This is a genomic window from Pseudoroseomonas ludipueritiae, from assembly GCF_014490445.1.
Classification (GTDB): Bacteria; Pseudomonadota; Alphaproteobacteria; order Acetobacterales; family Acetobacteraceae; genus Pseudoroseomonas; species Pseudoroseomonas ludipueritiae.
The window spans coordinates 17,560-38,551 of the sequence record NZ_JACTUZ010000016.1 but is presented as its reverse complement, the minus strand read 5'-3'; the positions used below and the strand labels follow the sequence as shown (position 1 = coordinate 38,551).

Annotated in this window: 15 protein-coding genes; 6 read left to right on the top strand and 9 right to left on the bottom strand. The window is 66.3% G+C overall.

Annotation, left to right across the window (positions count from 1 at the left end):
- Window positions 1–60 precede the first annotated feature (60 nt).
- Window positions 61–1,050, top strand: a complete 990-nt coding sequence (locus IBL25_RS06710; protein WP_187777783.1) for a tripartite tricarboxylate transporter substrate binding protein — start codon at window positions 61–63, stop codon at window positions 1,048–1,050.
- Window positions 1,051–1,078: 28 nt separating this feature from the next.
- On the opposite strand, the gene IBL25_RS06705 is transcribed toward IBL25_RS06710, so the two are convergent.
- The 6 genes from IBL25_RS06705 to IBL25_RS06680 form a co-directional block, all read right to left on the bottom strand.
- On the bottom strand, window positions 1,079–1,411 hold the full coding sequence (locus IBL25_RS06705; protein WP_187777782.1) for a DUF3325 domain-containing protein: 333 nt from the start codon (window positions 1,409–1,411) through the stop codon (window positions 1,079–1,081).
- On the bottom strand, window positions 1,408–2,952 hold the full coding sequence (locus IBL25_RS06700; RefSeq protein ID WP_187777781.1) for a PepSY-associated TM helix domain-containing protein: 1,545 nt from the start codon (window positions 2,950–2,952) through the stop codon (window positions 1,408–1,410). The genes IBL25_RS06705 and IBL25_RS06700 overlap by 4 nt, the downstream gene beginning before the upstream one ends.
- A 20-nt stretch (window positions 2,953–2,972) precedes the next feature.
- Complete coding sequence (locus tag IBL25_RS06695; RefSeq protein WP_187777780.1) at window positions 2,973–3,311, bottom strand: DUF3649 domain-containing protein; 339 nt, start codon at window positions 3,309–3,311, stop codon at window positions 2,973–2,975.
- A gap of 385 nt (window positions 3,312–3,696) precedes the next feature.
- Window positions 3,697–5,724 (bottom strand): family 1 glycosylhydrolase, encoded by a 2,028-nt coding sequence (locus tag IBL25_RS06690; protein WP_187777779.1) that lies wholly within the window; start codon window positions 5,722–5,724, stop codon window positions 3,697–3,699.
- A 12-nt stretch (window positions 5,725–5,736) separates the two neighbouring features.
- Window positions 5,737–6,879 (bottom strand): UDP-galactopyranose mutase, encoded by a 1,143-nt coding sequence (glf, locus tag IBL25_RS06685; RefSeq protein WP_187777778.1) that lies wholly within the window; start codon window positions 6,877–6,879, stop codon window positions 5,737–5,739.
- A complete protein-coding gene (locus IBL25_RS06680) occupies window positions 6,872–8,059 on the bottom strand; it encodes a glycosyltransferase family 1 protein (protein ID WP_202986702.1) in 1,188 nt (395 codons plus the stop codon). Before IBL25_RS06680 ends, glf begins: the two co-directional genes overlap by 8 nt.
- Window positions 8,060–9,466: 1,407 nt before the next feature.
- Here IBL25_RS06680 and IBL25_RS06675 point away from each other — a divergent pair.
- Together IBL25_RS06675 and IBL25_RS06670 are read left to right on the top strand one after the other, a co-directional pair.
- Window positions 9,467–10,495 (top strand): LacI family DNA-binding transcriptional regulator, encoded by a 1,029-nt coding sequence (locus tag IBL25_RS06675; RefSeq protein ID WP_187777776.1) that lies wholly within the window; start codon window positions 9,467–9,469, stop codon window positions 10,493–10,495.
- Entirely contained in the window at window positions 10,492–11,877 is a 1,386-nt protein-coding gene (locus IBL25_RS06670; RefSeq protein ID WP_187777775.1) for a GntP family permease, read from the top strand. Before IBL25_RS06675 ends, IBL25_RS06670 begins: the two co-directional genes overlap by 4 nt.
- An 87-nt stretch (window positions 11,878–11,964) precedes the next feature.
- Here the strand turns inward: IBL25_RS06670 and IBL25_RS06665 are convergent, their stop codons facing one another.
- The 3 genes from IBL25_RS06665 to IBL25_RS06655 all read right to left on the bottom strand — a co-directional run bounded on the left by IBL25_RS06665 (window position 11,965) and on the right by IBL25_RS06655 (window position 16,638).
- The gene (locus IBL25_RS06665) at window positions 11,965–12,708 is read right to left on the bottom strand and encodes a 5-formyltetrahydrofolate cyclo-ligase (protein ID WP_238940257.1); all 744 of its coding nucleotides are present in this window, start codon (window positions 12,706–12,708) and stop codon (window positions 11,965–11,967) included.
- Between the two features lie 607 nt (window positions 12,709–13,315).
- Window positions 13,316–14,005: a response regulator gene (locus IBL25_RS06660; RefSeq protein WP_187777774.1), complete on the bottom strand. Its 690-nt coding sequence runs from the start codon at window positions 14,003–14,005 to the stop codon at window positions 13,316–13,318.
- Entirely contained in the window at window positions 14,002–16,638 is a 2,637-nt protein-coding gene (locus IBL25_RS06655; protein ID WP_187777773.1) for a sensor histidine kinase, read from the bottom strand. Before IBL25_RS06655 ends, IBL25_RS06660 begins: the two co-directional genes overlap by 4 nt.
- A gap of 352 nt (window positions 16,639–16,990) precedes the next feature.
- On the opposite strand from IBL25_RS06655, the gene kdpF reads away from it, so the two are divergent.
- The 3 genes from kdpF to kdpB are packed head-to-tail and all read left to right on the top strand — an operon-like array spanning window position 16,991 to window position 20,992.
- Window positions 16,991–17,215: a K(+)-transporting ATPase subunit F gene (gene kdpF / locus IBL25_RS06650; RefSeq protein WP_187777772.1), complete on the top strand. Its 225-nt coding sequence runs from the start codon at window positions 16,991–16,993 to the stop codon at window positions 17,213–17,215.
- 3 nt (window positions 17,216–17,218) lie between these two features.
- Entirely contained in the window at window positions 17,219–18,916 is a 1,698-nt protein-coding gene (gene kdpA, locus IBL25_RS06645; protein WP_187777771.1) for a potassium-transporting ATPase subunit KdpA, read from the top strand.
- A gap of 18 nt (window positions 18,917–18,934) precedes the next feature.
- Window positions 18,935–20,992: a potassium-transporting ATPase subunit KdpB gene (kdpB, locus tag IBL25_RS06640; protein WP_379656049.1), complete on the top strand. Its 2,058-nt coding sequence runs from the start codon at window positions 18,935–18,937 to the stop codon at window positions 20,990–20,992.

Here is a 20,992-nt window from a genome sequence, read left to right as displayed (position 1 = left end):
GCCGGATCAGCCTGCCGGCAAGCAAGCGGCGCCAAGCCGCGGAAGCAGGGAGACGACAGCATGCTCACCAGCACACGGCGGGCGTTCCTGGCCATGGCCTCCGCCACCGTGGCCGCACCCGCGGCCCTCCATGCCCAGGATGCCGCCGCCTTCCCCGAGCGCCCGGTGCGCCTCATCGTGCCCTTCCCGCCCGGACAGGCGGCAGACATCTTCGGGCGGTTGATGGCCGATGAACTCTCAAAACGCTGGCCGCAGCGCGTGGTGGTGGAGAACCGCTCGGGCGGCGCCGGCGCTCTCGGCATGGAGGCAGGCGCCCGTGCCGCGCCGGATGGCTATACGCTCACCGTCGGCACCTCGGGCACGCTTGGCGTCAACCCTTCGCTGATGCCGAACCTGCCCTATGACGCGGAGCGGGATTTCGCCGCGATCACCAATATCTTCACCCTGCCATTGGTGCTGGTCGCTCACCCCGGAGCCGGGCTCGACAGCCTGCGCACCGTGCTGGACCGCGCGCGGGAGAAGCCGGGCGCGGTGAACTACGCCTCCGCCGGGCCCGGCACGGCGCAGCACATGGCGATGGAAATGCTGGCCTACCGGGCAGGCGTGAGGATGACGCACGTGCCTTATCGCGGCAGCGGCCCGGCCATGGCCGACCTGATAGCCGGCAATGTGCCGCTGATGATGGACAGCTTGGCCAGCGCCCTGCCCCAGATCCAGGCCGGCCGCGCCCTCGCGGTCGCCACCACCGGCCGCTCCCGCCCGCCGCAATTGCCAGAGACCCAGACGGTCATTGAAGCCGGCATCGAGAATTACGAGGCGCTGGGCTGGTCCGGCCTGGTGGCCCCGGCGGCGACGCCCCCGGCGATCCTGCGCCGCATCAATGCTGATGCCGTCGCCGTTCTGCGCGACCCCGCCGTGGTGGCACGCATGGTGCAGCTCGGCGGCTTTGCCGATCCAGGCACGCCCGAACAGTTCAGCGCCTTCATCAGCAGCGAGATTTCCAAATGGCGCGGGGTGGCGCGGGAGGCGAATGTGAAGCTGGACGGCTAGCCTGACGGTTCAGCCGGCTAAGCCAGCTTCAGGCGCCAGCCAGCAGCAGCAGCAGGCCAGCCGGGACAGAGCCGACCGCCAGCACCAAGGCCGCGCGCGGGGCGTAAGTGAGCAGCATGGCAAGCGGCATCGCCGTGGCAGTCAGGATGCCGGCCCAGAATGCCAGCCCTGTGCCCCAGCCAAAGGCCTGCACCACCGGCGGTAGGGATGACATCAGGAGCACCCAGCCGAGATAGGCCAGGACGCGCCGCCGCCAGGGCGGGAGGCGGCGGCGACGGAAGACCTGTTCGTGGTGCCGCTCCATGGACAGGCAGAGGGCGCTGAAGCCGGCATAGGCCAGCGCAAAGCCAAGCACGATCATGGCGCGGCTTCCGCCAGGGAACGTGGGGCCGAGGCGGCGCGGTGCGGCTGGGCAGGCGGCCCGTGGCGCGCCACCTTCCAGGCCGCCAGGCCCAGCAGCGCGCCACAGCCCAGCAGCCCCAGGTCGAACCAGACGCGCACCCAGTCCCCGCGCTCCAGCGTGGCGGCAAGGTGCTGCTCGGTAACCAGCGCGTTCAGCACCGGCAGCAGCAGGAAGCCCAGGGCGCCGGCGGCGAGTTGCTCCACCCAGGCGCCACGCCCGCGGCGCAGCAGCGGATGCAGCAGGCAGAGGCCCCAGGCGATGAAGAAGACATGCACCTCCCAGGCGCCACGCTGCGGCATCTGCTGCGGCAGCAGCCGGTTCGCCCAGAAGAAGGCCGCCATGGCCAAGGGGAGGCCGGCGATGGCGGCGACGTTCAGGTGTTCCACCAGCCGCGTGCCGAAGCCCGCCCCCCCCTTACGCGCCGCCTGCTGCCGCTGCTTCACGGCCCAGAGGATGCAGCCGGTGGCAACCATGGCGGTGCCGGCCAGGCCGGAGAGCAGAAAGAGCCCGCGCAGCAAGGGGCCGGCGAAGCGGCCGATATGCAGGCCATACATCACGCCGCGCACCTCGGCCGCCGTGCTGCCCGTGCCGCTGTCATGGATGAGGGCGCCGGTGGTGCCGTCGAAGGTCAGGCTCTGCTGGTTGTAGGACAAGCGCTCGGACTCGGCACGGACGAGCTGGATGGAGGCATTGGCATCCCCCGGGTTCAGCACGACCACACGGCCGACGCGGCCGCCCTGCCAATGCCGCTGCGCCTCCTGCACCAGGGGCGTCATCGCCACCAGCGGCGCGGGGATGCCGGCCCGCGGGCGCGGCGGCGCATTGCCGAAGGCTTCCGTGTTGAAGGCGGCGCGCCCGCCCGGATAAGCGCGGTCGATACCCCAGGGCATGACCATCAGCATGAAGAGCACCAGCCCGGTATAGGTGATCATCAGGTGATAGGGCAGCGCCAGCACGGCGCAGACGTTGTGAGCATCCAGCCAGGAGCGTTGGCCCTTGCCAGGGCGGAAGGTGAAGAAATCCGCGAAGATCCGCCGGTGGGTGATGACGCCACTGACGATGGCCACCAGCATGAACATGGTGCAGATGCTGACGATCCAGCGCCCCCAGAGCACGCCGACATAATGCAGCTGGAAGTGGAAGACATAGAAGAAGTCGCCGCCCAGCGTGTCGCGCGCCGCCAAAGGCTTGCCGGTATCGGCATCCAGCACGGCATCGCGGAAGCGGCGCCCGGGAGCCTTGGGGTCGCGCCAGAAGACCCGGGTGGTTGTTTCCCGCTCATGAGGCAGGGTGATGAACCAACTGGGTGAATCCGGCGCCATCGCCTGCATGGCGGCCACGGCCACCGCCGCATTCCCTGGCCCGGGACGTGAAAGGGCGAGTTCCGGCCGCATCCAGTAGGAAATCTCGGGTCGCAGATAAGCCGCCGTGCCGGTCAGGAAGACCGCGAAGAGCACCCAACCGACCAGCAGGCCAGCCCAGGTGTGCAGCCATGCCATGGATTGGCGGAAGCCCTCCTTCACGGCAGGTGCCCTTCCAGGAGCAACAGAACCAGCGCCAGTACCGCCGCCGTGGCGGCCATGCCGGCCCAGGCGCGCAGCGCGCCACGGACGGCAAAGGCCCAGACGATGGCCGCGGCATAAACCGCGAAGCTGGCCATGGTGGCAGTCAGTACCGCCTCCGCGCGCGGCATGGGCAGGCCGATGGACAGCGCCATGGTGAAGAGCGCCGCCACCGCATAGCCGCCGCCGACGCCCGCCAACAGCCGCAGGACGATGCCGGCCCGGCGCCGCGCCTCAGCGCCAAGCTGGAGCCGGGCGCGAGGCGCGGGGGCGGAAAGGGAACGGGGCCAAGCCATCGTCCGCTCAGAGGGGATAGTTCAGGAAGCGATTGATAATGCGGCCGTTCAGGTCTGCCGAGGCGGAGGCCCAAACCATTTTGCCCACATGCATCGAGAACAAGCCTCCGACCAATCCATAAGAATGATATTCATTCGCATATGGCAAGCCGCTCATGTTGAGAAGAGCAGCCGGCCATATTTATGCTCAGCGGAGGGAATAGGCGGGAAAGCGTGTCTTCGGCAGCACAGGGGCGGTCCCTATCCGTGGGCACGGATCGACGCCGCGACGGAGCATGGCCTCACTGCCACCTTTCAAGGGCATGCGGACCTGGTGCGATGGTTCCTGCCGGTACGCTGCCCCGCCCCGCGAAGGTCTTCGCGAAACCGCAAAGGTGCCGTCAGGCTAGCGCGGTGTGGCACCCTCCGCCTCCGCCAGGCGACGTAGCCAATCGCCGGCCCAGGGCATCACCTGGCCTTTCGCGGAAGAAAGGCGAATGACGCCTGGGTCGGCCACCGGCTCCTCCTCCGGATGCGTCAGGTGCCAGATACCTGTGCGTCCATCGACCAGCAGATCCAGCACCGCATGCGCAAGATCCGGCAGATGCGTCAGCGCCGCCGGGGCGAGACAGGGTGGCGGCGCGGCCTCCGCTTCCACGAGATGGCCCAGGCGGACGATCAGTGCCTCCGGGTGTATGCTGGTGACCCGCTGCTCGACTTCCGCCTTGTACTCCCCGAACAGCGAGGCTGGCGAAACCGCGTCACCCTCAAGGTAGGGGCGCTGCAACTGGCCATCGAAGACCTCGGCCGTCGAGAAGCTCACCAGTGGCACGCCCAACTCAGCGCAGCAACGGGCAAGCGCGACGTGGCCATCCAGATCATCATACCCATCCTGAAAGACATCGTCGCCGGGCCCCTGCCCCGTGCCGTCAATGACAGCCCAGGGCCGATGCCGTGTCAGCGCTTCCTGGACCGCCGCGAAGTCCGCCATGTCGAGCCCCGCGTCAGGCGCCGCGACAGCCCGCAAACCTCGCGCCGCGCAGAACCGTGCCAGCACACGGCAAAGCTTTCCCGCACCGCCGGTGATCAGCAACGGCTGTTGCCGGCCTGGCTCGCTCGGGGCAGCGTCCGGCGCCGGTGCCACATAGTGCCGCCCGGAACGGCGCCACCAGCCAGGAGCCTGAAGGGCGGGATGCTGATAGGCCTCGCCACGCACCATGGCCGCGGTCGCCGCAGCCAGCACCGTGGGCTGCGGTGGTTCACTGCGCGCGTCAAAAGCCCCGGGTTCGTAGAACTTGTCGCGCCGCAGCATCAGAGACCGCCAGTCGTACAGGCCGAAAAGCGCCCAAACGGTGAAGCCGCGGACGTCCACCCCTTCCTCGCGCAGGTCGCGGACGGACCGCCAGGATTCCATCAGCCAACGCAACTGCTCGTCGCGCGTGGAGCCGTGATGCACTTCCGTCACCGCGACAGGAATGTGGTAGCGCTCCCACATCTCCCGCAACCGTGCGGCCGGCCCGAGTGTGCCGGGCGGCATCTCCACCCGCACAGCTTCCACATCCGCGTAGCGGTGCCGGCCGTTGCCGCCGTGGTGAAAGGAAGGATAGAGATCCAGGCGCTCATCCAGATGGCGATCGCTGGTCAGGTAATGGTTCATGCCCAGGATGTCAGGTGGCCTGGCATGATCCTGGAAGAAGCGCACATCCTCCTCATTCATGCCGTTCTGCAGCAAGAAGCCATAGAGCGGGTGAGCATGGTTGATCTTGCCGCACAGGAAGTCATTCGTCAGCCACCGCTGCTCATTGGCGAAATCCGCCTGATAACGCAGCAGCGGGGTGCTGAAGGTGCGCCCGAGATCTTCTGTCTGCACCAGCTTGGCGGAAGGCGTGATTCTCTGGATAGCCCGCATAGACAACACGATTCCGCGGCACTGAATAATCAGCGCGCGTAGGCAGGATGCGTAGTCTGCACGGTGGGGAAACCAGTGCCCGTAAAGGGCGCTGAACCGAGCGGTGGTCAGCGGCTCATTGACCGGAGTGAACTTCTCCAGCCACGGGTAGCGCTCCGCCACGCTGGCAGCATAACGTGCCAGCTTCTGGGGAAAGGCTGGGTCGAGCAGGTTGGTGTAGTGCGGCCCGCTGCCGTGATGCACGAGGCCGGCAACCACATCCATGCCCAGCGCACGCAGCCGCCGTAATCTCGCATCATGCCAGGACCAGCTCATTTCCTCAGGTTCCCTGGGTGCGATGCTTTCCCAAAGAACAGGGTACCGCAGGGTCCGAATCCCGAGGGCGGCGATACGATCGAGATCCTCGGGGCGCCTGTCATGCCCAGTCTCCTGGATCTGGTTCCGCCACGTATCGCCTACGCGAACGATGGTAGGCTCGATCCCGCCCCATATCTCCAGATGCCCAGATTGCGGATTGCTGGCCATGCGGCATATTCCCTACTCGGCGGCGGCACCAAGAATGCCACGTGTGCCGCCCTTGGCGGGAAAGGCCGCCTCGATCCGGCGGAAGGTCGCCAGTGCCTGCCCAACCACCTGATCCATGTTATAGTAGCGGTAGGTGGCGAGACGCCCCACAAACCAGACATTCTCCTCAGCGTCTGCCAGCGCCTCGTACTTCTGGTACAGGATGGCATTCTCGGGGCGGGGCACGGGATAGTAAGGCTCACCGTCAGATGCTGAGTACTCGTAAGTCAGAGTAGTCTTCTGGTGTTCCTGCCCGGTCAGGTGCTTGTACTCCGTGACGCGCGTGTAGTCCTCGGTCTGCGGGTAGTTCACCACCCCGACCGGTTGATGCCAAGGCTTATCGAGTGTGACATGCTTGAAGCGCAGCGAGCGATAAGGCAGGTGGCCGTGCCGGAAGCCAAAGAACTCATCCACTGGCCCGGTGAAGATCAGGCGCCGGAAGGGGATGAAGTTCCTCACCTCCTCGAAACGCGTGTTCAGCATGATCTTGATATTCGCATGGTTCAACATGCGCTCGAACATACGCGTGTAGCCCTGAGCCGGCATGTACTGAAACCGGTCTGTGAAGTAGCGGTCGTCCTCGCTGGTGCGTGTGGGCACGCGGGCCGTCACGGACTTATCCAGCTCTGATGGGTCGACGCCCCACTGCTTGCGCGTATAGCCACGGAAGAATTTTTCATAGAGTTCGCGCCCAACGCGGCTGACGACCACGTCCTCCGATGTGCGGATCTCCTGCACCGGCTCCGCCTGCGTGGCCAGGAAGGCTTCTACCTGCTCGTCTGACGACAGGTGCAGGCCATAGAGCTTGTTGATGGTGGTCCGGTTGATCGGCACCGGCAGAAGCTGCCCATCCACCTGCGCCAGGACCCGGTGCTCGTAGGGTCTCCACTCGGTGAAGGTGGAGAGGTACTCGAAGACTGCCTCCGAGTTGGTGTGGAAGATATGCGGCCCATACTGGTGCATCAGAACGCCCGCGGCATCGTGCCGGTCATAGGCATTGCCGGCGATGTGGTTGCGCTTGTCGATGACCAGCACCTTATCGCCACGCTGTGTTGCCAGGCGCTCCGCCAGGACGCTGCCGGCGAAGCCTGCGCCAACGATCAGCCAGTCAAACATGCGCTGTGGCTCCCCTGGCCGACTGCTCTGAAGCAGGGACGTTGAGCCGGGCGTGCCGCCGCATGAGGTGCTCCATGGCGGCCCAGGTGGATTGCCAGGACATGTCAGCGAGATGCCGGTCCACTGCCTTCCGCCACTCGTCGCGTGGTCCTGACATCACTGTCTCAAGCTGCGCCGCCATCTCTTCTGCGGTGGCGGCGATACCAACCAACCCCAGCTTGCCATAGGGGCGTTGAACGTCTTGGATGGGTGTGGATACCACGGGCAGGCCTGCGGCCAGGAACTCCGGCGTTTTGGTCGGGCTGATGAAGCGCGTTGCCTCGTTGATCGCAAAAGGCATGAAGCCTGCGTCCCAGCCTGCCAGATATGCCGGCAATTCAGCATAAGACTTCATGCCCAACCAATGGATGTTCGGCCGTCGCGGCAGGGAGGCGGGATCGATCTTCACCACAGGCCCGATCATCACCAACTGCCACTCGGGCCGTAGGCCCGCGAGCGCCGCCACCAGATCAATGTCCATCCTTTCGTCCACCACACCGAAGAAGCCGATGCGTGGGCGCGGGATGTGCTTCTGATCCTCAGGATCGGCCGCTTTCCCCTGACGGGCGCGGGAAAAATGCGCCTTATCGATGCTGCTGGGGAAAGCGTGGACGCTGGCGTGTCGAGACTTCTTGGATTCATAGAGGCTCTGCCCGCCAGTGAAGACGAGATCCGCGAGGTCGAACAGACGGCTTTCCAGCAACGTTAGCTCTGGCGGCGCGCCGCGGAAGGCCGATAACTCATCCATGCAATCATACACGCACAGATGCGGCACCTGGTGATCCGAGAAGCGGAGCGCCATCGGGGTATAGTACCAGAAGGTGATGTGGTGATCTGCATATGGCTCCAGCATCTGGTCAAGGAGGCTGCGCTGAGCCTCCACGACATTCTCCTCGCTGATGCTGGAAGGAACGTGAGGAATCGCGACTCGGACACCTGAGGCATCGTTGTGCATCCTCAACTCCGCACCAACGATGTCTTCGCTAAAGATCGGCTCTTCTAAGAAAATTACCCTGCATTTGCGTGCCGCGTAACTCATCAGGTGCTGCGGACGTTGGTGGACAAACTGCCAGCGTAAATGGGATAGACAGACAAGAAGATGTTGCTGTGATGAAGGCAAATTCTGGAGCTGAGGCGGCATGTGGCTGTTCTCCATATCGAAGCGTGCTTCGCAAGCACGCGGCAGAGTCATCGCCTGGATAGATATCGATGCAAACCAGTAACGTCGCTCCGCGGAACAAGTTCCCTGATATGGGCCAGAACATTAGGGTGCCTGTGGATACGATCATGCCTGGGCATGAAGGACGGAGCATGTTCCGTCGACAACCGAGGCTTCTTGTTCGGCCGTGAGGCCAGCGTCGCCTTCGCCGTTCACATGTGCAGCGCCATTGTATCGCACGCCGGATCAGCACGCTGGGTGCACGGCCTTCTGTACTCTGCGCACAGGAACTGCTGCGCCCGGCGCTCCCCAGATAGCCACTCTATTGGTGGATCCATGCAGTGGAGAGTGTGTGCGTCTGCTTAGAGACTGGTGCGCCTTGTGGTCAGCCATGGACACTGAGGGCATTCAGCCATGTTCAGGATGTTCCTTCCGGCCTCAATCTTGTTCTGAATCAGGTAGGCACCGCTGATATAGCTCCTTCGGCTTTCATAATCCCAACAGTCCGAATGACCGATAAGATGAAGATGGATCATCGGCAGCGACGGCCTTTGCTGGCAGGTAGCAATCCTAAGGATTTTCGCTCTGACCTTCTGCCTCATCCTTGAAAGGCAAGTTGGCTTAAGCAGTCCACCGCTTCCGTGAATGAGTTCATGCCAAGTGGTTGGCATTCCTTTGCGAGACGTCGTGCAGTCTGGGCATCTACGTGTAATGCTGCAACCTTCAGGATGAAGGTGAATGCAAAGGATTTTTTTAGATTAAGGCACAAGACACTGATCGTGGAGAATGGCGTACTCGGCGCAGGTCACACGGGAGCGGCAGCGCACGGCGGCAGGCTCCCTCCCGCATGCGACAACCAGATCTTGCGACACAGATAAACCCATTGCGGCTATCCGCGCTCTTGATGCGGCGGCTGTTCCTGTGAGCAGGGCGCTGCGGTCTGGTGACACTGTTCCCGGCAGCGGGATGTAGGAAGAGCATCAGGACTGCAACAGGCTCGCTACTCCATGGCGATGTATGCTGCACGTGGACGTCTACCAAAGACCGGTAAGGGTGTTTGCGCATGTCAGGCTCACCTCCCTGGGTGCAGCAAGCCCTGCAGGTTGTTCGACATCACCGCCCATGGCGCTGGGGGTCGATAGGCGCGCCTTCGCTAGTTGAGGAGAAGGTTCGGGCAGCTCCGCGGTGTCCCGGGGTGATGCGGAGGATACTCCCCGCACAATGGCCTTGCGAGTGTCGCCCTCACGTAGGTGTCACCTCCAGCTCATTGACACCGGCAGCCTGCCCTGAGAACGTTCTCACCAGAAGAAGAACGACGAGATCGGGAACGGATGCGCACCCGCGTAAGCCGCGGGAATCATGCACCCTAAGCGCCCAGCAGCAGTCACCTTGAAGGATCTTGCGCGCGACCTCGGCATGTCAGTGGCGACGGTCGCGCGTGCCTTTCATCCGGAAGCGACTGTGGCCGCAGCCACTCGCGCAGCCGTGCTGAGCCGCGCGGAAGTGCTGGGCTATCGTTCCAACCCGCTGGCACGCGCCATCATCACCCGCCGCACCCGCATCGTCGGCATCCTGCTGGCGGAGATGGACAACCCCTTCTACCCCGAGGCGCTGGCGCGGCTGACGGCGGCGCTGCAGGAGGCGGGTTTCAATGCCATGCTGGTTGTGGCCTCCCCTGGGCAGCCAGTGGAGGCCGCACTGCGGCTGCTGCTTTCTTATCAACCGGAGATCGCTGTTTCTCTCGCCACCAGCCTGGGCAGCGAGGCCGCAGCGGCCTGCCGCGCAGCCGGCACGCCCGTGCTGTTTCTCAACCGTCATCCGGAAGACCTGGCACCTGATGCCATGGCCATCGTCTGTGATAACCATCGCGGCGGGGCCCGCGTGGCCGACCATCTGATCGAGGCAGGGGCGCGGCGCCCGGCCTTCATGGCCGGGCAAGCCGACACTTCCACCAACGCCGAGCGCTTCGCAGGTTTCCGAGACCGTTGCATCAAGCGCGGCCTGCCGCCGCCGCGGCATATCCACGCCGGAACCTTCACGTACAAGGCAGGACACGCCGCCGCGTTGAGCTGCCTGCGCGGCGCAGAGAGGCCAGACGCGCTGTTCTGCTGCAACGACATCCTGGCCGCTGGCGTGCTGGATGCCGCGCGCCGCGACCTGGGTCTCCGCGTACCGGAGGACCTGCTCATCGCCGGCTTCGACGACATCGCGTTGGCCGCCTGGCCATCCTACGACCTGTCTACGCTGCGCCAGCCGCTCGGCCGCATCGTCGCGCTGGCGGTGGAGCAGATCGAGCACTCCGCCCGCGGCGGAACCCTTGCCGGGGGCATCATTCGCATCCCCGGTGAATTCATCCCACGCGGTAGCACTGCACGCCCGCGCGGGGACCCTGCCCCAGAACAGGAGCAAACGTCTTGATTGGTATCCTCGCCATCATCCTCTCGCTCGCGGGGCTGATGTACTTCGCTTATCGCGGCTATAACGTCCTGGTCCTGGCGCCGATCATGGCGGCCTTCGCGGTGATCCTGGCACAGGGCGGGCCAGTGCTCGCGACCTATACGCAGGTCTTCATGACCAGCCTGGGCCGCTACGTCGTGCTGTTCTTCCCAGTCTTCATGCTGGGCGCCATCTTCGGCAAGATGATGGCCGATAGCGGTGCCTCCACCACCATTGCGCATACCATCATCAAGCGGCTCGGTGCACGGCATGCCATCACGGCGGTGACCCTGGCCTGCGGATTGCTGACCTATGGCGGCGTGTCCCTCTTTGTGGTTGCCTTCGCCATCTACCCGATTGCGGCCGCTCTGTTCCGCGAAGCGCAGATCCCGAAGCGGCTGATCGCAGGTTCCATCGCGCTGGGAAGCTTCACCTTCACCATGACGGCGCTGCCGGGCACGCCGGCCATCCAGAACGCCATTCCCACACGCTTCTTCGGCACCACCACCTTCGCCGCACCGGGGCTCGGCTTGATCGCCGCCGCCATCATGTTATTCGGCGGCTTGGCTTGGCTGACCTGGCGGCAGCGCGTGGCGCAGAACGCGGGTGAAGGCTATGGCGAACACAAGGAGGATTTGCAGACCTTCGAGGACGGCGAGCGTCCTGGCTTCCTGCTGTCCGTGCTGCCGATCATCGTGGTGATCGGGCTGAACGCGCTGTTCTCGCTGATCGTGTTCCCGCGCATGGACCTGGCCTACCTGGCACAGCAGGCCTACGGCAATGTGCAGCCCGCAGCGGTGATCGGCACCTGGGCGCTGATCGTGGCGCTGGTGGGGGCGGTGTTGACTGTGCTGGTATGCCACCGCCGTTACCTGCGCGACCCACAGGGCACGTTGAACCAGGGCACGATGGGCTCGCTGCTGCCGATCTTCAACACGGCCAGCGAAGTCGGATACGGTGCTGTCATCGCCTCCCTCTCCGCCTTCCTGCTGGTGCGGGACGCCGTGCTCTCGATCGCGCCGGATACACCCACCATCTCCATGGCCATCGCCGTGAATGCGCTGGCGGGCATCACCGGCTCCTCCTCCGGTGGGTTGTCGATCGCGCTGGACACGCTGGGCAGCACCTATCTGGAACGCGCCGTGGCGCTGGGCATCAGCCCGGACCTGCTGCACCGCATTGCCACGGTTGCATCCGGCGGCTTCGACTCATTGCCGCATAATGGCGCGGTGATCTCGCTGCTGACGATCACCGGGTTGAACCACCGCCAGTCCTATTCGGATATCTTCGTGGTCAACCTGCTGGTGCCGGTGCTGGCGCTCATCACCATCATCGTGCTGGGCACCCTGTTCGGCAGCTTCTGAGACAAGGAGGGAGCAGGCCTCCACAGAATACGCCGGCGGCCTGCTTCGTCCTCCAGCCTACCGGAAGCGGCCATTCCGCTTCCGGCTTCAAGCCAGCCCCGCTTCCGTCACGATCAGGTCCATCGGGATATCGTGGGGCTGCGGATGGATGGTTGCGATCCGGGAGAGTTCGAACCCGATCCCGATCGCGCGTGGCTTGGCAGGTAGTGCCGCCAAGGTGCGGTCGTAGTAGCCGCCGCCGTAACCAAGGCGAAAGCGCCGCCTGTCGAAGCCAACCAAGGGTACGAGCAGAATATCGGGCGTGACCGGCTCCCCCGCGGCGGGAACAGGGATGTTCCAGATGCCATGCGCCATTGGCGAGCCTGGCCACCACGCCCGGAAAATCATGGGTGCAGCTTTTTGAACGACAACCGGCAGAGCAAGGCGCTTGCCCCTGGCATGCAGGGCCCTGACCAGCGCGCGCGGGTCATACTCCCCTTTGAACGGCCAATAGAACCCGATCAGGCTGCCTGGGCAGGACGACAGGGCTTGCTCCAAGGCCGCCGTCATCGCCTTGCTGTGCGCCGCGCGGCTGGCCGCCGGAAGGGCCAGACGCCGTTCGATCAGGGCCGTCCGTTTGGCCTTGCGCCAGAGCCCGACCTCATCCCAGTCCTGCGCAGCATCGGCCTCCGCCTGCTGCAGCGGTGCCTCTGATCGGGACGGCTCCAGGAAGGATGAGTCCAGCTCGTGCAGCAAACAAGCTGGTGAACTATACCCTGCGTGCTCTGGCCGCTCGTCTTGCGGTACGAGGCCATGCTCCGGCGGATCTCCCTTGTTGCTGTCACCCATCATGGCGCTGCCCCTGCTGAGAACCCTGAGAGTGCTCTCGACACCTGCGGGTCGGTGAGAGGAGGTTACCAGACTTTGGCCTGTTCGGCCCATTCACCACTTTGGAAACCTGCTTCGCGCGGAAGGTACCACGAAGTCTTTCGTCAAAGGCAGCCTTACAGCATGCCAAGGCCCTGAAGCCTGCTTGGCGAAGGCCAGTTGCATGGCGGTTGGCCCGGCCGGGCAACCGGATCACCACCATGGCTTTCACGGAACGTTGCCCCATCGGGCGATGGCCGTGAGCTGCCCGGATTTCACGGACGCTATGATCCCCATCGTCCCGCAAGCAAATGCGGCGCGGTACTGGCATTGGGATCAACATCCGGAACGCCTTCGGTTTCTCCGCCGGGGCCTTCGCCGAGATGTTCCGGAAGCGAGCCGCTGTTGCGCGCTTCCACGCCACGACGGCCGAACAACTCGGCAATACCACTGACGCGCGGCCGCCACAGGCTCCACCAAGGCACGGCTGCTGCTCATGCCAAACTGCTTCGGCCAGTTACTCACACGAGGTGAGAGCGGCGTGATGGAAGTTGCCCCATCTTCGCCCCGGTGAGGCCCGGTCAACGGCGGCCTACTCCGATAAGCGGTAGCCAACTCCCGGTTCGGTCTTCAGCAGGCCCGCCGCCTGGCCGAGCTTCTGGCGGAGGTGCCCGACGTAAACACGAAGGTACTGCGCTTCCTCGACATGGGCTGGCCCCCAGACCGCGGTCAGCAACTGCTGCTGGGTGAGCACACGCCCTCGGGCTTTGGCGAGATGCACCAGGAGGGACCATTCGCGCGGGGTAAGATGCAGCGGCTCGGCGCCATCGATCCTGGCGATCCGCTGGTCGATCTTGATCGAAAGTGGCCCGACCTGGAGCTCATTGGCCTCCGCCGATCTTTCGCTGGCGGCAGCCCAGCGAAGCGCGACGCGGATGCGCGCCAGCAGCTCCGCGAGCGCGAAAGGCTTCTCGACGTAATCGTCAGCTCCGGCATCGAGTGCCGCAACCTTCTCATCCTCCTGGCCCCTTGCCGATACCACCACGATCGGCGCCTTGATGAACTCCCGGAGGCGCTGGATGACGACCTGGCCATCGATGTCAGGCAATCCCAGGTCCAGGAGGATCAGCGATGGCTGGCGTGTGGCCGCGAGCCGCAGGGCGTCCTCCCCGGTTTCGGCCCTGATGGTCTCGTATCCCGCGGCACCCAGTGCGGGCTGAAGGAAGCGGTGGATCTGCGGCTCGTCATCGACGACGAGAAGCTTGGTGCGGCCGGCGTTCATGCGGGCAGGTGAACCGTCATGCGGGTTCCCGAACCATTGCTGACAGGACTTTCAGCCGTGATCCAGCCACCCATGGCATGGGTGAGGCCCCGGCAGATCGCCAGTCCCAGGCCACTCCCCGCTGGCGCGGCGTCGCCGCGCCTGACGCGGAAGAAGGGGTCGAAGATCTGCCCGATCTGGTCTGGCGGGACGCCGATCCCGTGATCTTCCACCGTGATGGCCACCTCGGCGCCGGCCCGCTTCGCATGGATGAGGATCTCCGTCCCTGCCTCAGAGAATTTCGCCGCATTGTCGAGGAGGTTGGCCAGGACCTGCTCCAGCAGGACAGGGTCGATCTGCGGCGCCGGCAGGCGCTTCTCGATGTCACAGGTGATGTGGCGGCCGGTCCGGCGGCTCGCGCGCTCCGCCGCGACAGCAACAGCATCACCGATGTCCACCGGCTCGCGCCTGGGCTTCACCTGCCCGCTCTCCAGGCGCACGATGTCGATCACGTTCCCGAGGTAACGGGTGAGCCGGACGGTTTCTTCCTCGGCGGTCGCCAGGAGGTCTTCGCGCACCGGTCCGGAAAGCTGCCGCCCCGAGATCCGCAGGGTCTCCAATGCTCCGCGGATCGAGGTAAGAGGGGTGCGCAAGTCATGGCCGATGGAGGCCAGCAGGGCTGAGCGCAAGGCTTCGGTCTCCGCTCGGGCCGCGCTGCGGGCATGTTCTTCCATGAGGTGCGACCGTTCCAGCGCGACCGCCGCCTGGTCGATCAGCGCGTCGAGGGCGCGGTCCCGCTCGGCATCCAGGTCTCGCGTTGGGACGCCGGCCATCTGCAACCCGAGCAGCCCCACGATGCCGTTCGCCGTGCGCATCGGCCGGAACTGCCAGTCGGCCGAAGGCAGCGCGTCGGTGCCAAATCCCGCCCGGGTTCCCCGCGACAGCGCCCAACGCGCGGCGGCCATGGAGGCGGCATCCGGCTCGGCCTCCACGGGCCGGGCGGCGCGCACCACCGGCTCTTCATCCAGGGGCAGCAGCACGCAGGTTGGGCGGTCGGCCAGCATCGTGGCTTCCTGTGCGACGGTGGTCAGGAGATCGCCTGTCGAGGTCGCCGCACTGAGCTTGCGCGAGAGTTCGACCAGGCGCCGCATGCCGAAGAGCCTGGCGCGCGCCATGCTGACCGAGCGCCCCAGGCTGCCGGTGGTGCCGGCCAGCAGCAGCGCGACGCTGAAGAAGATGGCGCCGCCCATCACCTCCTGAATACCGGAGAGCGCAAAGGTGAAGCGCGGCATCAGGAACAGGAAGTCCCAGATCAGGAAGGACAACAGCGCCCCCGCTGCGGCGGCGGCCGGGCCGAACAAGGCCGCCAGCGCCACCACGGCGGCGAGATAGATCATCCCGATGCCACCTTCCGGCACGATCCCGTCCGCCCAGAGGCTCAGGCCCGTGGTGACGGCCACAAGAAGCGGTACGGCAGCCCAGCCCGCCCAATGCGGCAGGCCCGCCGCTTCCTGACGGATGCAGGGCGTGACGCTGGATGGCGCGGGCACCAGGTGCAGGGTGAAGCCCCTCGCCTGCCCGATCAACACGGCGGTCAAGGTCCTGCCCGTGAGGCGCCGCCAGAAGCTGGGCTGGCCACGGCCGATGACCAGATGCGTCGCGTTATGGGCCCGCGCGTGGTTCAGCACGGCCGTGGGAAGATCCCGGGCGACGGTGGTCTCCACCTCGGCGCCCAGTTGCTCCGCCAGGCGCAAGGCGGGCGATGGGCTCATGCCATCCGCCGCGCCCATGGCCTCGACATGCAGGGCCATCAATGGCGCATGCAAGGCATCCGAGATGCGGCGGGCCTGGCGCACGACCTCTTCCGCCGTGGCATCCCGGCCCACCAGCGCCAGAACCCGGTCAGCCGAGGGCCAGGGCCCCGTGATGGCCTTGGCGCGCATATAGCCGGTGACATCGGCATCCACCCGCTCCGCCGTGCGGCGCAACGCGATCTGCCGCAACGCCGCCAGATTGCCTTCCCGGAAGAAGCCTCTCAGCGCGCGTGCCGCCTGTTCCGGCTGGTATACCTTGCCCTGGCGCATCCGCTCCAGCAGCTCGGTCGGCGGGATGTCGATCAGCTCGACGCTGTCCGCCCCGGCCAGCACATGGTCCGGCACGGTCTCCTGCACACGGATGCCGGTGATGCGCGCCACGTCCTCGGACAGGCTCTCCAGGTGCTGGACGTTCATGGCGGTCCATACCTCGACCCCGGCGTCGCGCAGTTCCTCGACATCCTGCCAGCGCTTGGGGTGGCGGCTCCCCGGAACGTTTGTATGCGCCAGCTCGTCCAGCACCAGCACCTGCGGGCGGCGCTCCAGGGCGGCGTCGAGGTCGAACTCGTCCAGCACCCGCCCGCGATAGGTGATCTGGCGCCGCGGCAGCACCTCCAGCGCGCCGATCTGGGCAGCCGTATCCTGGCGCCCATGGGTTTCCACCAGCCCGACCACGACATCGGTGCCGCCATCCCGAAGCCGGCGCGCCTCGTTCAGCATCTCGTAGGTCTTGCCGACCCCGGGCGCCGCGCCGAGGAAGACCTTCAGGCGCCCACGGCCCTCCCGCTGCGCCATGGCCAGCAGGGCATCCGGGTTCGGGCGTGGGGGTGGTTCAATCATCTCGGGCGGTCAGGTGGCTCACACAGCCGCCATCATAGGGCGGGCGAGGCAGCATGCCAGGCAAGCCAGATGCCCTTGGCCAAAGGGAGCGCCGCGGAGATCGAAGCCTCGTTGAGCCGGACGGTGGAGTTCCATGCAGGCTCGCCATGATCGTCTCCGCCCAGGCATCGCTCCCCCGAAAGACCTGCCCGGCTCATAATCCAGAACCGCATAAAGAAGATATGCGTGACACCGGGTCAAACCATAAAAAGGGTATAAAAACCGGCTCCGCCACACGGGCCCGTTTATGGCTTCTTTATAAGCCCCGGCAAGAACTCACATCGAATTTTTGCACGCCGCCAGCGTAGCAACAGTGGTCCTTGATGAGGGCTTCCTGTTCTCCATCGTGCGAGTTCACCTCGATGATCGACATCTTGCTGCTGGCGGCCGGCCTCGGCTTCTTCGGCCTCATGACCCTCTACGCGGCTGCCTGCGAAAAGGTCTGACACCCATGCTGGACCTGATCCTGGGCGCCGCCGTCTCCGCCGGCCTGCTCGGCTACCTGCTGTGGGCGCTGCTGCGCCCCGAGGACCTCTAACCCATGACCCTGATCGGATGGGTGCAGATCGCGCTCGTGCTTGCCGCCATTGTCGCGGCAGCCATCCCGCTCGGCCGCTACATCGCCGCCGTGGCCGAGGGGCGCGCCCGCTGGCTGCGGCCGGTCGAGACGCTGTTCTACCGCGCCGGCGGCATCGACCCGGCGCGCGAGCAGGGCTGGCGGGCCTATGCCGTCGCCATGCTGGCGGTGAACGCGGCGGGCTTCCTGCTGCTCTACCTCATCCTGCGCCTGCAGGGCATGTTGCCGCTGAACCCGCGCGGCTTCGGTGGCCTTTCGCCCTGGCTGGCCTTCAACACCGCCGTCAGCTTCGTCTCCAACACCAACTGGCAGGCCTATTCGGGTGAGGTGGCGATATCCTACCTCTCCCAGATGGCGGGCCTCGCCGTGCAGAACTTCCTTTCCGCATCCACCGGCATCTCGCTGGCGCTGGCGGTGTCCCGCGCCTTCGCGCGCGGCAGCATCGGCAGCCTCGGCAACTTCTGGGCGGACTTCACCCGCGTCACGCTTTACGTGCTGCTGCCGCTCTCCGCGGTGGTGGGCCTGGCATATGTCGCGCTCGGCATCCCGCAGACCTTTGCCGACTATGTGACCGCCACCACGCTTGAGGGCGGGCAGCAGGTGATCCCGCTGGGGCCCGCGGCCTTCCAGGTCGCCATCAAGCACCTGGGCACCAACGGCGGCGGCTTCTTCGGCGTCAACTCGCTGCATCCGTTCGAGGGGCCGGGCGCGCTGGTCACCGCGATCCAGACCTGGTCCCAGGCGGTCATCCCCTTCTCGCTCTGCCTCGCCTTCGGCCACATCGTGCGTGACGCGCGCCAGGGCCGCACCCTGCTGCTGGTGATGCTGGGCTTCGTGGTGGTGGCAACGCTCGCCATCTATGCCGCCGAGGCTGCCGGCACGCCCGTCATGGCATCGCTGGGCGTCGACCTCGCCCAGGGCAACATGGAAGGCAAGGACCTCCGCTTCGGGCTGGCCCTGGCCGCGCTGTTCACCGCCACCACCACGGGTGCGTCCTGCGGCGCGGTGAATGCCATGCTGTCCTCCTTCACGCCGCTGGGCGGCATGGTGCCGCTGTTCCTGATCCAGCTGGGCGAGGTCCTGCCGGGTGGCGTCGGCTCCGGCCTCTACGGCATCCTGGTCTTCGCGCTGCTGGCGGTCTTCATCGCCGGGCTGATGGTCGGCCGCACGCCGGAATTCCTGGGCAAGAAGGTGCAGGCGCGCGAGATCAAGCTGGCCATGCTGGCCGTGCTGGTGCTGCCGGCCACCATCCTGGGCTTCACCGCCGTCTCCATGGTGCTGCCACAGGCCCTGGCCTCGCTCGCCCATGCCGGGCCCCATGGCCTGACCGAGATGCTCTATGCCTATACCTCCGCCGCCGGCAACAACGGCTCCGCCTTCGGCGGCCTGACGGCCGACACGCCCTGGCTGAACACCACCCTAGGCATCGCCATGCTGCTGGGCCGCTTCGCCTATGTGGTGCCCGTCCTCGCCATCGCCGGCAGCCTGGCCGGCAAGGTCAAGACGCCGGAAGGCAGCGGCACCCTGCCGACGCACGGGCCGCTCTTCGCCGGGCTGCTGGCCGGCGTCATCCTCATCCTGGGCGGGCTGCAGTTCCTGCCCTCGCTCGCCCTCGGTCCCCTGGCGGAGCATTTCGTGATGCTCGCCGGCAAGACCTTCTGAGGTCCCGAACCCATGGACATGCCAGTACCCGCAGTCTCCACCACCCGGCGCGGGCCGGGTGGCATGGGGCTCGACCGCTCCCTGCTGGGCCACGCCGCGCTGGACGCGCTGCTGAAGCTCAACCCGGCGAAGCTGATCCGCAATCCCGTCATCTTCGTCACCGAGGTCATCTCGATCCTGGTGACACTGCTGGCCGGCGCCGCCGCCTTTCGGGGCGAGGCCTGGGGCTTCCAGGCAGCCATCGCCGCCTGGCTGTGGTTCACCGTGCTCTTCGCCACCTTCGCGGAGGCCCTGGCGGAAGGGCGCGGCCGGGCGCGAGCCGAAAGCCTGCGCCGCGCGCGCACCGAAGCCCGTGCCAAGCTGCTGATCCGCACCGACGACCGCAGCCTGTGGCAGCCGCGTGCCGCCACCGAGTTGCGCGTCGGCGACCACGTGCTGGTGGAAGCCGGCGATCTCATTCCCTCCGACGGCGAGGTGGTGGAAGGCATCGCCTCCGTCAACGAGGCGGCGGTGACGGGCGAAAGCGCGCCGGTGATCCGTGAGAGCGGCGGCGACCGCTCCGCCGTGACGGGCGGCACCACCGTGGTCTCCGACTGGATCGTCGTGCGCATCACCGCGGCTCCAGGCTCGACCTTTCTCGACCGCATGATCTCGCTGGTGGAAGGCGCATCGCGCCAGAAGACGCCGAACGAGATCGCGCTCGACATCCTGCTCGCCGGCATGACGATCGTTTTCCTGATCGCGGTGGTCACGCTGGTGGGCCTGGCGTCCTGGAACGGGCAGCCGCCATCGGTGCCGGTGCTGGCGGCGCTGCTGATCACCTTGATCCCCACCACCATCGGCGGGCTGCTTTCCGCCATCGGCATCGCCGGCATGGACCGGCTGGTGCGCTTCAATGTCATGGCCACCTCCGGCCGTGCGGTGGAGGCGGCGGGCGACGTGGATGTGCTGCTGCTGGACAAGACCGGCACCATCACGCTCGGCAACCGGCAGGCCGCCGGCTTCTCTCCGGCGCCGGGTGTCGAGATCGGGACGCTGGCCCATGCGGCCCTGCTGGCCTCGCTCGGCGATGAGACGCCGGAAGGCCGTTCGGTGGTCGCCTTTGCCCGGGAACGGCACAACCTGCCACTGCCAAGCCTGCCGCCGGGCGCACAGGTAGTGCCGTTCACCGCGCAGACGCGTATCTCCGGCATCGACCTGCCGGAGGGGAACTACCGCAAGGGCGCGGTGGATTCGGTGCTGCGTGCGCTCGGCACCGAAGCGCCGCCCGCCATCCGGCAGGAGGCGGACCGCATCGGCCGCGGCGGCGGCACGCCGCTGGCTGTCGCGCAGAACGGCCGGCTGCTGGGGCTGATCGAGCTGAAGGATATCGTCAAGCCCGGCATCCGCGACCGCTTCGCGGCACTGCGCCGCATGGGTATCCGCACCGTCATGGTGACCGGCGACAACCGCCTCACGGCGGCCGCCATCGCCACCGAGGCGGGCGTGGACGACTTCATCGCGGAAGCCACGCCGCAGGACAAGCTGCGCTACATCCGTGAGGCGCAGGCGGAAGGCCGCCTCGTCGCCATGGCGGGCGACGGCACCAATGACGCCCCCGCGCTGGCCCAGGCCGATGTCGGCGTGGCCATGCAGACCGGCACGCAGGCGGCGCGCGAGGCCGGCAACATGGTGGACCTCGACAGCGATCCGACCAAGCTGATCGAGGTGGTGGAGATCGGCAAGCAGCTACTGATCACGCGCGGCGCGCTGACCACCTTCTCCATCGCCAATGACGTGGCCAAGTATTTCGCCATTCTGCCCGCCATCTTCGTGGCCTCCTATCCGGAACTCGGGGCGCTGAACGTGATGCGCCTGGCGAGCCCGGAAAGCGCCATCCTTTCCGCCGTGATCTTCAACGCGCTGATCATCGTCGCGCTGGTGCCGCTGGCCCTGCGCGGCGTGCGCTACACGCCCGCCGGGGCGGCCGCCCTGCTGCGGCGCAACCTGCTGGTCTATGGCCTGGGCGGCATCGTCGCGCCCTTCATCGGCATCAAGATCATCGACCTCATTCTTGCCCTTCTGGGGGTTGCCTGA

Excerpts from the sequence above, each read along its gene's own strand:
- glf (WP_187777778.1), bottom strand. The coding sequence starts at position 6,879 with ATGTTTGACTGGCTGATCGTTGGCGCAGGCTTCGCCGGCAGCGTCCTG.
- IBL25_RS06690 (WP_187777779.1), bottom strand. The coding sequence starts at position 5,724 with ATGGCCAGCAATCCGCAATCTGGGCATCTGGAGATATGGGGCGGGATC.
- IBL25_RS06665 (WP_238940257.1), bottom strand. The coding sequence starts at position 12,708 with ATGATGGGTGACAGCAACAAGGGAGATCCGCCGGAGCATGGCCTCGTA.
- IBL25_RS06695 (WP_187777780.1), bottom strand. The coding sequence starts at position 3,311 with ATGGCTTGGCCCCGTTCCCTTTCCGCCCCCGCGCCTCGCGCCCGGCTC.
- IBL25_RS06680 (WP_202986702.1), bottom strand. The coding sequence starts at position 8,059 with ATGCCGCCTCAGCTCCAGAATTTGCCTTCATCACAGCAACATCTTCTT.
- IBL25_RS06660 (WP_187777774.1), bottom strand. The coding sequence starts at position 14,005 with ATGAACGCCGGCCGCACCAAGCTTCTCGTCGTCGATGACGAGCCGCAG.
- IBL25_RS06710 (WP_187777783.1), top strand. The coding sequence starts at position 61 with ATGCTCACCAGCACACGGCGGGCGTTCCTGGCCATGGCCTCCGCCACC.
- IBL25_RS06655 (WP_187777773.1), bottom strand. The coding sequence starts at position 16,638 with ATGATTGAACCACCCCCACGCCCGAACCCGGATGCCCTGCTGGCCATG.
- kdpB (WP_379656049.1), top strand. The coding sequence starts at position 18,935 with ATGCCAGTACCCGCAGTCTCCACCACCCGGCGCGGGCCGGGTGGCATG.
- kdpA (WP_187777771.1), top strand. The coding sequence starts at position 17,219 with ATGACCCTGATCGGATGGGTGCAGATCGCGCTCGTGCTTGCCGCCATT.
- IBL25_RS06700 (WP_187777781.1), bottom strand. The coding sequence starts at position 2,952 with ATGGCATGGCTGCACACCTGGGCTGGCCTGCTGGTCGGTTGGGTGCTC.
- IBL25_RS06705 (WP_187777782.1), bottom strand. The coding sequence starts at position 1,411 with ATGATCGTGCTTGGCTTTGCGCTGGCCTATGCCGGCTTCAGCGCCCTC.